Here is a 13,101-nt window from a genome sequence, read left to right on the forward strand (position 1 = left end):
ATGCGGCATTCCCTTGCGTGTCAACGACCCTCGTAGGAGCGAAGGCCGCGCCACCATGTGGCCGTGGATCTATCCCGCCCCGCCGCCGGCAGGCCGCTCGCCGCAGTCGGACATGCTGCATATTGACTGCCAATGATTCTCAATCGGAATCGCGAAGTTCATTGGTTCGACGAGGTTGGGCGCGCTGCGCCATTGCAGTCGCATAGACAGCGAGTGCCGTCAGACACACGGCGAGGAAAGCCGCCGCAGTGAGAAGGGGCGCGGAGGGCGAACCGGTCATGTCACGCACAAGGCCGGCGAAGGGCGGCAGCAATGCCAGCCCCAGGTAGAACACCGTGTAGTGCACGCCCATCCCGAAGGCGCGGCTCTCGGCCGAGAGCGCGCGTCCCGCGAATGCCATGATCAGGCTGGAGGGCGGCGCAGCCAGCATGCCAAACGCAGGCAAGGTCAGCCAGGGCGGCGCCCCGGCCGCTGTCGCGAGGAGGGCCGCCACCATGCCGAGGATGCACATCACGGTCACGAGCAAGGGACGCCCGAGCCGCTCCGCGATGGCGCCGCCCATTGGCTGCAGGGGCAGTATCGAGAAGCCAATCAACGAGGCGAGCGCCCCGGCCTCCGCGTGGCTGATGCCGTTGGCCACCAGGAAAGCCGGCGTGAATCCGACCGCCACGGCGAAGGAAGCGTTGTAGCCGGCCCAGACGACACCGAGCGCGAGCAGCGGGCGCCATTCATGGCGGAGCAGCCACATGCGCCGATGGCTGGCAGCCGAGGGGCCCCCGCCGCGCACGGTCGCCGCGATCAGCAGGAAGGCGACGGTGCAGAAAGCCGCTGAGAGCCAGAGGCCCGACTTCCAGTCCTCACCGAGCATGGGAAGCACGAGCAAGGCCAAGCCGATGCCAAAGGGCCATGCCATCAGCATCAGTCCCATAGCGAGCGCGACGCGGGCACCCGAGAATCGGTCGAGCACCATTTTGGCGCCCGCGATGGTGAGCAGGGCGCCCCCGATGCCAGACACGAGTCGGCCCAGCACGGCGAGAAGAAAGTCCGGCGCCAGGGCCAGCAACACGCCGCCCAGCGCCATGAGCCCCACCCCCACCAAGAGCACGACGCGGTCGCCGAACCGCGCCAGCAACCATCCTGCTGGCAGGGCGACGAAGACGCCGGCCAGGGAATAGGTGCCGATCAACGTGCCGAGCGCGGCCCAGTCCGTGACCAGGCTTCCAATGAGCAAGGGCCCTAGCGCGCCCACGACCTGAAGTTGCGCGCCCATTGAAATCCGGGCGAGCGCCAATACTGCGACCTCGCCCCAACGTCCCAGCATCATATGGGGCCTCCGCCGCATCGCCGAATCGCGAGAGCCTTCGCACTCCGGGAATCTCAGCACAAGTCGGCGTCGACATGTCGACACGTCGACACGTCGACGCCGGCCGCATCCATTCCGGAGAGCACGAAGAAGCACGTGCTCGACATTGCCCTGCCGCCGGCCACCCCAAGCCGGCTCACGCCTCGTGCGAAGCGATCCGGCGCGTCGCCATCATGACGGCGGACAGCAGCGCGAAGAGCCCCAGCGCACCCGCCAGCAGCGCCATGCTCTCCATCCGCAGCACCACGTAGAGGAACCCGAACAGGATCGCGAGCACGCCCGCGAAGACGATGGCGAGCCGCGCCCGCCCGGTGACCGCCGCGGTGTAGAAGCTCGCCTGCCCCATGACCATCGCCGCGCTGACGACATAGGCGATGCCGAACCCCGCAGCCTCCGAGATCGCCAGCAGCAGCATCGGGAACAGCACCATGGACAGGCCGAGCAGCCCGTACTGCACGAGATGGATGCGCACGCGGGAGACCAGTTCGAAGAGCCAGTAGGTCATCACCGCGAGCAGGACGAACAGCGCCGCGTATTTCGCGGTGCGGGTCACCATGCGGTAGGTCGGCACGGCCTCCAGCAGCGCGACGCCCATCCCCGCGCTTCGTTCGAGCACCGGGCCACAGCCGTCGTCTGGCAGCCGCAGTGCCCGGTCGGCCACGCCGCCGACCCATTCCGCGCGGAAGGCCTCGCCCTCGGAGGATGCCCGGTGCGGCAGGCTGGCGCCGAAATAGCTCGGCGTCTCCCAGGCGCCCTCGATGGAAAGCCGCGCACGCCGCGCGACCGGGAGGAGGGAGAGCGCCTCGGTGCCCCGCAGTTCCATCGTGCCGGCGAAGCCGGTGCCGGGCTCGGGCGGGCCGTCGAGGCCAAGCGGCCAGCGCAGCGCCTCCACCACCCCGCACCGCGTGCTGCCTTCACGCACGACCGCGAGCGCCCGCCCGGCGAAGGCCAGCGTCGGGGCATCGGTGGCGGGGCGCAGGTCGGTCGCGCCGGTCATCAGATAGGCGGCGCGCCAGTCGGGCTCGGCATCCGTCGGCAGGGATGGGGCCACGTCGCCGATGCGGCCGGCAATGTCGATGCGCGCAGTATAGACAACGGCTTCGAAGAGTCCCCGCCGGCGGCGCTCGGGCACCAGGGTCGCCGCCATGGTCAGCTCGGTCGCCGGCATGGCGATGGCGCCGGGCTCCGAGGCGCCTCCCGCGGGCGCGCGCAGCGGCACGACCAGCACCGGGCCGAGGACCGTCTGCGAGGCGCCCCAGGATCGGCCGATCTCGGCCCGGACCTCGCGCTGACGTGCCTCGCGCTCGGCGATGAGGCCGGCGACGAAATACTGCGGGATCAGCAGCGCGACGACGAGCGCGGCGATCAGCCCCAGCTTGATGCCGGTCGGGCCGATGATGCGCGCGCCGCTTGCGATGGCGGCGCCTGGCGGCGGGGCGGAATCCGGCACGGCCGGGCTGTCGGACATGGATGAACCTCCTGCATTGGACGGTCCGTCCAGCCTGGACGCTGCATGTGCACTGCGCGTGTCGCGACCTTGCAGGCTCCTGGGATGTCTGGTGCAAATACCGTGCAGAGCATGGCGGCCGCGCCTGGATGCCCAAGATCCTCATCGCCGACGACGACCCGCATATCCGCAGCGTCATCCGCTTCGCCCTGGCGCGGGACGGCCTCGCCGCCATCGAGGCCGCGGACGGCGCCGCCGCGCTCGAGCTCGTCGCGCGCGAGCGGCCCGACCTGCTGATCCTCGACGTGATGATGCCGGAGATGGACGGCACCGAGCTGTGCCGCCGGCTGCGGCGGGAGAGCGACGTGCCGGTCATCTTTCTCTCCTCCCGCGGGGAGGAGCTTGACCGCGTGCTCGGGCTCGAACTCGGCGGCGACGACTACATGACCAAGCCCTTCAGCCCGCGCGAGCTGGTCGCCCGCGTGCGCGCGCATCTGCGGCGCCGGGAAGGCCGCGTGACCGACGGGCCGCGCGCGGCCGGACCGCTGCGCCGCGGCCCGCTCAGGCTCGATGCCGACCGGTTCGAGGCACGTTGGGGCGAGGCGCCGATCCCGCTGACCGTCACGGAATTCCGGCTGCTGCAGGCCATGGCGACGCATTCCGGCCGTGTCTTCACGCGGGAGATGCTGATGGGCGCCGCGCACGCCGAGCCGCGCATCGTCAGCGACCGCACCATCGACAGCCATGTGCGGCACCTGCGCGCCAAGCTCGCCGCGCTGGGCGCCGCGCCGATCGAGACGGTGCATGGCCTCGGCTACCGCTACCGGGACGAAGGCTGAGCGGGTGCCGCCCGTCCTGCGGCGCAAGCCGCGCATCCTGACCGTGCTGCTGCTGGTGAACCTGGTGCTGCTGGCGCTGCCGCTCGGCGGGCTGTGGATGCTGCGCCTTTACGAGAGCGCGCTGGTGCGCCAGACGGAGACGGAGCTGGTGGCCCAGGCTGCCGTGATCGCCGCAACCCATCGCGCGGGCTGGCTTCGCGAGGCCGGGCCGGAAGCACCGGCGCTGCTGGCCCGCCTGCCGGCGGCTGCGCCGCAGCCGGAGGGCTGGGCGCCGCGCTTCGCGACTCTCGACCTCGCGCGCGACCCCATTCTTCCGCCGCCGCCCGATGCCGCGCCGCCGGCGCACCCTGCGGATCCGGTGGCGAGCGCAGCAGGGGCGGCGCTGGCGCCGGTGCTCGCCGAGGCGCAGCGCGTCACCCTCGCGGCGATGCGCGTGACGGACGGCGCCGGCGTGGTGGTGGCGAGCACGGGCGGGGAGGGCGGCCTCTCGCTGCGGGGGCTGGAGGAGGTGGCCGCCGCGCTGGCCGGCCAGCCCGCCGCGCGGGTGCGCGCGCGGCGCGAAGCGGTCGCCGCCGGCGCAGGCGCGATCAGCCGGGACGCGCCCTTCCGCGTCTTCGTCGCGCTGCCGGTGCAGCAGGGCGGGCACGTCATCGGCGCCGTGCTGCTCTCCCGCACGCCGTCGAGCATCCGCCAGGCGCTGCACGGCAAGCGTTGGGAACTGGCGGCGCTGACGCTGGCGATGCTGCTCGTCGCCGCGGCGCTCGCCGGCTTCACCGCCTATACGGTGAGCCGGCCGATCCGCGCGGTCGCCGACCAGGCGCGGGCGGTGGCATCCGGCGCGCGCGTCGAGGTTCAGCGCGTGCGCCGCAGCGCGGTGCGCGAGGCCGACGAGCTCGCCGCGGCGATCGGCGGCATGGCGGGCACGCTCGAGAGGCGCGCGACCTACATCAGCGAATTCGCCGCCGCGGTCAGCCATGAGTTCAAGACCCCGCTCGCCGCGCTGCGCGGCGCGCTGGAACTGCTGCAGGACCACGGGCCGACGATGACGGAGGCGGAGCGCGCGGCCTTCCTCGCACAGTGCATGGACGACGTGCTGCGGCTGGACCGGCTGGTGACCCGGCTGCTCGACCTCGCGCGGGCCGAGGCGCCGCATCCGCATGCGCCCGGACGCGCCGAGGTCGGGCAAGCGGTGCGCGACGCCGCCGAGCCGCACGTGGCGGCGGGGCTGGAGATCGCCTTCGAGGGGCGGCCGGATGCGGAGGCGGCGATCGCGCCCGAAGCCCTGCGGAGCATCTTTGCCATCCTGTTCGAGAATGTCCGGCAGCATGCCGGGGAAGGGGCACGGTGCCACGTCTCCTGCGAGGCGACAGGCGATCGATTGCGCATCCGGGTCAGCGACACCGGACGCGGCATTTCCGCCGCGAATTCCGCGCGGGTGTTCGAGCGCTTTTTCACGACGGCCAGGGAAGCCGGGGGCACGGGGCTTGGGCTCGCGATCGCGCGCAGTCTGGCTGAGGCAGGCGACGGGCAGCTGGATCTCGTATCCGGGACAGGCGGGACTGTCCTGGAATTGAATTTGCCGCGAGCGTCGGCCACGCCTCGAACCTCATTGGAGGGCATTGTTTCCCGCCCGGCGTCTCCTCGGACCGGGAAAGGTCCGTAAGCGATACGGCGCTCGGCGACCGAGGCCAGGCTCTGATCGCCGGCGGGGCGTCGCGCAGGTCGGCGACGCCATGGTCGGTGTTCCGGCCCTTCAGCACCAAGGCGGGCGACGCACTGCTCAACCTTGAGCGGTGGATTGCGCGCGGCGCCGACTCATCGGGTTGCCTCCGGCTATCGGCATCATTACCAGTATGTCATGCGAATCGCTCTCATGCTTCCCGCGCTCGCCGCCTTGTTCGTTGTTCCTGCGCTGGCTCAGGAATGGCCCAGGCGCCTGGGCGAGTTCGGTGCCTGGACGGCGGCGGTCCATAGCGAGCGTGGGCAGAAGATGTGCTTCGCCTTCACGCGCGCGCAGCGCATGAGCCACCCGCGCAGCGAGGTCGTGCTCAGCGTCACGCACCGCGCCCGGATGCGCGATCAGGTGGCGATCGCCTCGGGCTACACCTATCCGCGCAATGCCGCCGTCTCCGTCGCTGTCGGCCGGACGCAGCTCCCGTTCTTCACCGAAGACGGCGCCGCCTATGCCCGCGACGGACGAAGGGCCGTGGCGGCGTTTCGCGGCGGATCCGAGGCCGTGGCGCGCGGCCCTCGCGCGGCGGGGCGGCGCGGCACCGTGACGGACAGCTTCAGCCTGCGCGGGTTCAGCGCCGCCTACGCTGCGATCAGCCGCGAATGCCCTCCGCGACGCCGCGGGCGCTGAAGCGGATTCCGGCCAGGTGGGACTGTTCAATCGCGGGAAGATGATCGCGACGACAGGAGCCCGGAGTGATTGCGGCGGGCCGACGCGACGGGAAACCGTCGCCGGGGCGGCGATCTCCTCGCCGCAGTATGGCCACGACCTGCTGAAGCCGATCGCCTAGGATCCTGGCCTGTCGCGCCAGTGCATGGAGCGCGCGGGCCGGCGCTGCCCGCCCGGCGGTCCGACCTCCTGACGTGCGCCGCGCAATGGGCGGCCCGCCGGGCGGGAGCCCGGTGCGGCCTGCGGCGGTGCCGATCGCGTGGCGGGCAGAGGATCGCCACCCTTCCGCCTTCGGGGCTGGTCGCCATGGATGCCATCGAGCGTCGACGATGTGGTATTCTTGTACGAACATGAAGATTGTTCTGTTCCGGTGGACCCGATGACCATGGTGCGACGCCCGCGAGCGACCCGCCTTCCCTCGGCCCCGGCGGCCATGGCCGATGCGGCGCAGTTGCTGGCCGGCAGCCAGCCGCGCTACGCGACGGTCGCGATGGCGCTGGCCGCCGAGATCCTCGACGGCAGGCGTCCGGTCGGCACGCTTCTGCCGACCGAGCAGGAGCTCTGCCGGACCTTCGGCGTCAGCCGCTCCACCGTGCGCCAGGCGTTGCGGCGGCTCGGCGAGCTCGGCCTGGTCGCGGGCGCGCAGGGCGTCGGCACGCGGGTGATCGCCGATCAGCCCCGCGGCCGCTACGTGCTGGCGGTGCGGTCCGTGACCGATGTGATGGGCTATGCCGCCCGCGTGCATCTCGATATCCGGTCGCGGGAGAGGATCGTGGCCGATGCGGCGCTTGCCGCGCTCATCGGCTGCCTGCCCGGCTCGCGCTGGGTCCACGTGGCAGGGCTGCGGCGGCCGGCGGACGGGGGCGCCGCCCCCATCTCGATCTGCGATCTCTACATCGCGGAGGACTTCGCCGACATTGCCGACTCGCCGGAGCTCGCGACCGTGCCGGCCTATCGGCTGATCGCCCGCCGGCGCGGCATCCCGGTGGAGGCGGTGGAGCAGGACATCGGCGCCATTGCGCTGGATGCGGCGCAGGCGGAGACGCTCGGCGTCGCGCCCGGCTCGCCCGGCCTGTCCATCCGCCGCCAGTTCTTCGCCGCCGCCGGCCGCCTCGTCGAGGCGACGACGAACATCCACGCCGCCGCCGACCAGTTCGTCTACACCCTGCGGCTGGGTGCGCCGGACGAAAGCTGAACCGAGGCCTCGCCCAACATCAGGGCGCGGTTTCCAAGGGTCTTTCGGGCGAGGGGCGCCTATCCGGTTTGCGTCGCAACATGGATCGGAACCCGTGGCGGCGTGGCCCGGAAGGGCGAAGTCGCACCGGCGCCCCCCTTCACGCCGCCAGCATCTCCGCCAGAGGCGCGATGTCCGCGAGCCCATCCACCCGCCACAGCATCTCGAGCGCCGCTTCGGCGCGCGCCTCGCCGAGGCGCGGCGTGGCGAGGCCGAGGAACTTCTCCGCCACGCCCGCATCGCTCAGCGGCTTGGAGGCCGATCCGAAAGGTTCCATCACCGTTCGTTCCAGCACGCGCCCGTCGGTCGTCGTCACCGCCACCTTGGCGCCGCGCTTGCGCGGATAGATCTCGTCGCATTCCGCGTCGATGCCGGTGGTGATGCGGCCGGTCAGGGCGAGCACGGCGGGGTCGCCGCGTTGTGCCTCGCCGAAATCCGCCAGTGTCACGCGGCCGCGCGCGATCGCGGTGGCGACGACGAAGGGGATGCTCATCTGCGCCGTGGTCATTTCGGACCAGCCGACCTGGCCGTGGGTGGCGGCGACGGCGTAGCTGCCGATCTCGACCGCCTTCACCTGGTCCGCCGTCAGCCCGTCCTGCGTCGCCATGTCGAGCACCGCGTCGACCATGGCGTGGATGTGCCGGCAGGCCGCATAGGGCTTCATGTAGCAGTTGGCGATGGCGAAACGTGACCGCGGGTGGTTGTCGCCCGCCGCGAGAATGTCGAGCCTGCTGTAGTCCACCGCGCCGGCGTCGTCGCCGGCATAGGCGTTGAAGAAGCCATCCTTGAATTCCAGCGCGCCACGCGGGGCGGGCAGGCCGGCTTCGGTCAGCAGGGCCGCGAGCAGGCCCTCGCGCGCCGCATGGCCCGGATGGGTGCGCTTCACGTCGCCGCCGGCGAGGAAGGTGAAGATCCCCGCGGCCGAGGAGGCGGCCGTGCCGATCGCGCTTTCGACCTGCTCCGCGTCGTGGCGCAGCAGCACGCTGGCGGCGCAGGCAGCCGCGAGGACACCCGCCGTGCCGGTATTGTGGAAGCCGCGCCAGCGGGAACGCGGATGGCAGGCCGCCGCGATGCGACAGGCGGCCTCGTAGCCGGCGACGATGGCGGTCAGGAAGGTTCCGCCGTCGGCGTGCCGCTGCGCGCCGAGGGCGAGCGCCGCCGGTACCACCACGCCGCCCGGATGCACCGAGCCGGCGCGATAGCCGTCGTCCAGCTCCAACCCGTGGCCGGAGGTGCCGCCGACATAGGCGGCGGAGAGCGCGTCGTAGCGCTGCCTGACGCCGGCCATCGGCACGGCGCCGGCGCCGATGCCCGCGGCGGCGAAGGCTTTTTCCACCGACAGCGTCGCATCCTGCGTCGCGCCGGCGATCATGGCGCCGAGCGTGTCGATCAGATGGCGGCGCGCCGCATGGCGTGCGAAGTCGTCGACCTGGGCGAGGTCGAGCCCTGCGACGAATTCCGCCAGCGCTCGCGTGGGGCCGGTGGTGGCGGCCTGGGCGTCCGGGATCGGCATGTCCATGGGCGTTTCCTTGTGGTCGGGCGGCGCGGCGGCCATGTTGTCATCTTGTGCGAACAAGATTATGACCTCGACCGCCCCGGCGCAAGCCGGGCACAACGATCGTGCTTGCGAGGAAGCGACCATGGCCGAGACGGCGACCCCCGAGACCCTGCTCGAAGCCCGGGACGGCCATGTCGCCACCCTGACCATCAACCGCCCGCCGAACAACCACATCAACCGCGAGTTGATGGTGACGCTGGCCGAACGGCTGGAAGCGCTGGACGTGGACGAGGCCTGCCGCGTCGTGGTGCTGACCGGAGCAGGCAGGCATTTCTGCGCCGGGGCGGATTTCTCGAAAGGAGATTCGGGCGGCCTGGCCTCGCCGGAAGGCGCGCCCGGCCGGACGCTCTATGTCGAGGCGGCGCGGCTGTTCCGCACCCGCAAGCCGATCATCGCGGCGGTGCAGGGGGCGGCGATCGGCGCCGGGCTCGGCCTCGCGGTGGTGGCGGATTTCCGCGTGACATGCGCCGAGGCACGGTACTCGGCGAACTTCACCCGGCTCGGCTTCCATCCGGGCTTCGGGCTGTCCTTCACCCTGCCGCGGCTGATCGGGAACCAGCAGGCCGCGCTGCTGTTCTACACCGGGCGGCGCATCGACGGGGCGGAGGCGCACCGCATCGGCCTCGCGGACATGCTGGTGCCGCAGGCGGAGGTGCTCTCCGCCGCGCAGGCGCTGGCGGCCGAGATCGCGGTTTCCTCCCCCGCCGCCGTGCAGGGCGTGCGCGCCTCCATGCGCCGCGGCATCGCCGATGCCTTCGAGGCGGCGACCGAGCGCGAATACCAGCAGCAGGTCTGGCAGCGGCAGATGGAAGACTTCGCCGAAGGGCGTGCCGCCATGGCCGAACGCCGCGAACCGCGCTTCAAGGGCCGCTGAGATGAATGCGGTGAACGAACGCGCGGTGCTCGCCGAGGCGATCTTCCGTCCACGCGGCATCGCGCTGATCGGCGCCACCGCCGACGAGACGAAGAACAACGCCCGCGCCCAGCGCGTGCTGAAGAAGAACGGCTATGCCGGCCGCATCCTGCCGATCAATCCCAAGGCGGCGGAGATCATGGGCGATGTCGCCTATCCCGACATCCGCGCCGCACCCGGGCCGATCGACCACGCCTTCATCATGGTGCCCGCCGCCGCCGTGCCGGACGCCATCGCCGGCTGCGTCGAGAAGGGCGTGAAGGTCGCCACGCTCTATTCCGCCGGCTTCGCCGAACTGGGCGCCGAGGGCCGCGAGCGCCAGGACCGCATCGTCGCGATGGCGCGCGAGGGCGGGCTGCGGCTGATCGGGCCGAACTGCCTCGGCCTCGTGAACGTGACGGACGGCGTTCCGATCACCAACAACGCCGCCGTCGAGGCCGAGGACCTGAAGCCCGGCTGGCTCAGCGTGGTCTCGCAGAGCGGCAGCATGATGGGGGCGCTGCTGTCGCGCGCCATGGCGCGCGGCTTCACCTTCGCGAAGCTGGTCTCGGTCGGCAACGAGAGCGACATCGGCGCGGGCGAGATGGCCGAGATGATGGTCGAGGACGAGGCGACGCGATGCGTCCTGCTGTTCCTGGAGACGCTGCGCGATGCCCCGAGGCTTGCGGCCGCGGCACGTCGCGCGCATGCGCTCGGCAAGCCGGTGATCGTCTACAAGCTCGGGCGGTCGGATGTCGGGCGGCAGATTGCCGTCTCGCACACCGGCGCGATGGTCGGCGCCGACGAACTCGCCGCGACCTTCTTCCGCGAGAACGGCATCCTGCGCGTCGAGACGCTGGAGGGGCTGGTGGAGCTGCCGCGCCTGGTGCTCGGCCGCACGCCGCCGAAGGGCAATCGCGTCGCGGTGCTGACCGGCACGGGCGGCGGTGCCGCGATGGTGGTGGATGGCGTCGGACTGCGCGGCGATGAAGTGGTCGGCCCGACGCCGGAGATGCGCGAGCGCCTCGCCGTCCAGGGAATTCACATCGGCGACTCGCCTCTGATCGACCTGCCCATGGGCGGCGGGCGCGGCGAGTACACGACGGTGCTGAAGGAACTGGTCGCATCGGACCATTGTGACGCGGTGGTGGCGGTGCTGGGTTCCACCGCGCGGCTGCGGCCGACCCAGGTGAACGAGAACGTGCTCGACGTCTATGACGGCAGCAAGCCGATCGCCGTCTTTGCCGCGCCGCAGGCGGATCGGGCGCTGCGCATCCTGGACGAGGCCGGCGTGGCCGGCTTCCGCACGCCAGAGACCTGCGCCGATGCGTTGCATGCCTTCCTCAGCTGGCGCGCGCCGAAGCCGGTCGAAGCGGTCGGCGTGGCGTCCTGGCGTGCCGCGGCGGACCTTCTGCGGTCTATCGGCGCGCCGCGGCTGGACGAGGCGCAGGCCTGCGCGGTGTTCGAGGCGCTGGGCATCGAAGGCCCCGGAAGCCGCGTCGTGACGGCGCCCGAGGAGGTCAAGGGCTTCACGGGCCTCGCTGCGGTGAAGCTGCTGTCGCCCGACATCCTGCACAAGACGGATGCCGGCCTGGTGCGGCTGAATGTCGAGGGCGACGCCGCCATCGGCGCGACCGTCGCCGAACTGCTGGCCACCGCGCGCGACAGCTTCCCCCGGGCGCAGGTGAAGGGCGTGCTGGTGGCGCCGATGCATCGCGGCCTTGCCGAGGTCATCCTCGGCTACCGTCGCGACCCGGAAGTCGGGCCGGTGGTCATGCTCGGCATGGGCGGGGTGGTCGCCGAGCTGAAGCGCAGCTACTGCGTGCGCCTCGCCCCGGTGTCCGAAGCCACCGCGATGGAGATGATCGCGGAACTGCCCGAACTGAAGCTGATCCAGGGCTTCCGCAACCTGCCGCGCGGCGACGTCGCGGCTCTCGCGCGCGCCATCCGGTCGATCTCGCTGCTCGCCTGCCTGGATGGCGAGGCCGTGCAGGAGGCCGAGATCAATCCGCTCATCATCCGTGCCGAAGGGCAGGGGGCCGTCGCCGTGGACGGTCTCATCGCCCTCCGCTGACGTGCAGGACATCGCAGAATGACGATCATCACCGAAGAGGCCCGCATGCTGCAGGACCTCGTCGCGAAATTCGTGGAACGCGAGCTGATGCCGCTCGAGCCCGCGGTGCTGGCGCGCGAGGCGGCGGGCCAGAAATGGGCCCTGACCGAGGAGGAGGAGGCGCCGATCCTCGCCAAGTGCAGGGAACTCGGCCTCTGGGGTCTCGACGTGCCGGAATCGATGGGCGGGGCCAATCTCGACACGGTGACGCGCATGCTGGTCGAGGAGGAGGTCTCCCGCACCATCACACCCTTCGAATTCCCGCCCGACAGCCCGAACCTGCACATGATGATGGCGGTCGCGAACGAGTATCAGCGCGAGCGGTATCTCCAGCCCTATGCCGATGGCAAGGCGAAGTCAGGCATCGCGATCTCCGAACCCGGCGCGGGCGGCGATCCCGCCGGGATGATCACCCGCGCGCGCAAGGATGGCAGCGACTGGGTCATCAACGGCCGCAAGATCTGGGTCAGCCGCGTCCCGGCGGCGGACTTCATCATCGTCATGGCGCGCACCGGCGAGGGCAAGCGCGCCGAGGGCATGACCGCCTTCATCGTCGAGAAGGACGCGCCCGGCTTCATCATCGAGCGCGAGATCAAGATGATCGGCGGCCGGCTGACCTATGAGCTGGTGTTCGACGAATGCCGCGTGCCGGAAAGCCAGGTGCTCGGCGAGATCGGCCAGGGCTATGCGCCGATGCAGCTCCGCCTGAACGTGCGCCGGCTGCAGATGGGCGCGCGTTGCGTCGGCATGTGCCGCCGTGCGATCGAGATGATGACGGAGCAGGCCAAGCAACGCGTCACCTTCGGCGTGAAGCTCGCCGACCGCCAGGCGATCCAGTGGTGGATCGCCGACGCCGCGATCAAGATTCACGCGACGCGGCTGATGGTGCTCTCGGCGGCGGAGAAGATGGATGCGGGCGAGGACGTCAAGGACGAAGCGTCCATGATCAAGGTCTTCGCGACGGAGATGGCGCGGGACGTGCTAGACCAGGCGATGCAGACCTTCGGTGCGATGGGCATGACGAAGGAACTGCCGCTGCAGCTCTTCGCCCAGCAGGCGCGGCTGATGCGGATCTATGAGGGGCCGACGGAAGTGCACCGCATGGCGATCGCGAAGCGCGTGCTGCGGCGCGGTGGGGTCTGATCCGCCGGGCCTTGCTGCCGACCTGTCGGCGGCGAGGCGCGGCGGCATCGCGCGCAGGGTTGGTGTGGCGGCTGCGCGCCCCGGGAGGGGCCTTGCCCCTCCCGGACCCAC

11 protein-coding genes are annotated in these 13,101 nt (G+C 71.3%); 8 read left to right on the forward strand and 3 right to left on the reverse strand.

The window, feature by feature from the left end; translation table 11 throughout:
- Positions 1-139 precede the first annotated feature (139 nt).
- Positions 140-1,324 (reverse strand): MFS transporter, encoded by a 1,185-nt coding sequence (locus GXW74_RS06760; protein ID WP_211845719.1) that lies wholly within the window; start codon positions 1,322-1,324, stop codon positions 140-142.
- 175 nt (positions 1,325-1,499) lie between these two features.
- Positions 1,500-2,831: a cell envelope integrity protein CreD gene (gene creD, locus GXW74_RS06765; protein WP_211845720.1), complete on the reverse strand. Its 1,332-nt coding sequence runs from the start codon at positions 2,829-2,831 to the stop codon at positions 1,500-1,502.
- 2 nt (positions 2,832-2,833) lie between these two features.
- On the opposite strand from creD, the gene GXW74_RS06770 reads away from it, so the two are divergent.
- From GXW74_RS06770 to GXW74_RS06790, 5 genes are all read left to right on the forward strand, one after another.
- On the forward strand, positions 2,834-3,649 hold the full coding sequence (locus GXW74_RS06770; RefSeq protein WP_246523012.1) for a response regulator transcription factor: 816 nt from the start codon (positions 2,834-2,836) through the stop codon (positions 3,647-3,649).
- Positions 3,615-5,312, forward strand: coding sequence for a sensor histidine kinase (locus GXW74_RS06775; RefSeq protein WP_211845721.1), 1,698 nt, complete (start codon positions 3,615-3,617; stop codon positions 5,310-5,312). Before GXW74_RS06770 ends, GXW74_RS06775 begins: the two co-directional genes overlap by 35 nt.
- Before the next feature lie 135 nt (positions 5,313-5,447).
- Positions 5,448-6,011 carry an invasion associated locus B family protein gene (locus GXW74_RS06780; protein ID WP_246523014.1) on the forward strand — a complete coding sequence of 188 codons (564 nt, stop codon included), beginning with the start codon at positions 5,448-5,450 and terminating at the stop codon, positions 6,009-6,011.
- A 16-nt stretch (positions 6,012-6,027) separates the two neighbouring features.
- Entirely contained in the window at positions 6,028-6,171 is a 144-nt protein-coding gene (locus GXW74_RS06785; RefSeq protein WP_211845722.1) for a hypothetical protein, read from the forward strand.
- Between the two features lie 264 nt (positions 6,172-6,435).
- Positions 6,436-7,245: a GntR family transcriptional regulator gene (locus tag GXW74_RS06790; protein WP_211845723.1), complete on the forward strand. Its 810-nt coding sequence runs from the start codon at positions 6,436-6,438 to the stop codon at positions 7,243-7,245.
- Between the two features lie 139 nt (positions 7,246-7,384).
- Here GXW74_RS06790 and GXW74_RS06795 read toward each other — a convergent pair whose 3' ends face one another.
- Positions 7,385-8,803, reverse strand: a complete 1,419-nt coding sequence (locus GXW74_RS06795; RefSeq protein ID WP_211845724.1) for an MmgE/PrpD family protein — start codon at positions 8,801-8,803, stop codon at positions 7,385-7,387.
- A 121-nt stretch (positions 8,804-8,924) separates the two neighbouring features.
- Between GXW74_RS06795 and GXW74_RS06800 the strand changes: the two genes are divergently transcribed.
- The 3 genes from GXW74_RS06800 to GXW74_RS06810 are packed head-to-tail and all read left to right on the forward strand — an operon-like array spanning position 8,925 to position 12,990.
- Entirely contained in the window at positions 8,925-9,716 is a 792-nt protein-coding gene (locus tag GXW74_RS06800; RefSeq protein WP_211845725.1) for an enoyl-CoA hydratase/isomerase family protein, read from the forward strand.
- Positions 9,717-9,726: 10 nt separating this feature from the next.
- A complete protein-coding gene (locus GXW74_RS06805; protein ID WP_211845726.1) occupies positions 9,727-11,808 on the forward strand; it encodes an acetate--CoA ligase family protein in 2,082 nt (693 codons plus the stop codon).
- A gap of 18 nt (positions 11,809-11,826) precedes the next feature.
- A complete protein-coding gene (locus tag GXW74_RS06810) occupies positions 11,827-12,990 on the forward strand; it encodes an acyl-CoA dehydrogenase family protein (RefSeq protein WP_211845727.1) in 1,164 nt (387 codons plus the stop codon).
- Positions 12,991-13,101 lie beyond the last annotated feature (111 nt).

Source organism: Neoroseomonas eburnea (assembly GCF_018129005.1).
Taxonomy (GTDB): Bacteria; Pseudomonadota; Alphaproteobacteria; order Acetobacterales; family Acetobacteraceae; genus Neoroseomonas; species Neoroseomonas eburnea.

Excerpts from the sequence above, each read along its gene's own strand:
- GXW74_RS06790 (WP_211845723.1), top strand. The coding sequence starts at position 6,436 with ATGGTGCGACGCCCGCGAGCGACCCGCCTTCCCTCGGCCCCGGCGGCC.
- GXW74_RS06775 (WP_211845721.1), top strand. The coding sequence starts at position 3,615 with ATGGCCTCGGCTACCGCTACCGGGACGAAGGCTGAGCGGGTGCCGCCC.
- GXW74_RS06760 (WP_211845719.1), bottom strand. The coding sequence starts at position 1,324 with ATGATGCTGGGACGTTGGGGCGAGGTCGCAGTATTGGCGCTCGCCCGG.
- GXW74_RS06770 (WP_246523012.1), top strand. The coding sequence starts at position 2,834 with ATGAACCTCCTGCATTGGACGGTCCGTCCAGCCTGGACGCTGCATGTG.
- GXW74_RS06810 (WP_211845727.1), top strand. The coding sequence starts at position 11,827 with ATGACGATCATCACCGAAGAGGCCCGCATGCTGCAGGACCTCGTCGCG.
- creD (WP_211845720.1), bottom strand. The coding sequence starts at position 2,831 with ATGTCCGACAGCCCGGCCGTGCCGGATTCCGCCCCGCCGCCAGGCGCC.
- GXW74_RS06795 (WP_211845724.1), bottom strand. The coding sequence starts at position 8,803 with ATGGACATGCCGATCCCGGACGCCCAGGCCGCCACCACCGGCCCCACG.
- GXW74_RS06800 (WP_211845725.1), top strand. The coding sequence starts at position 8,925 with ATGGCCGAGACGGCGACCCCCGAGACCCTGCTCGAAGCCCGGGACGGC.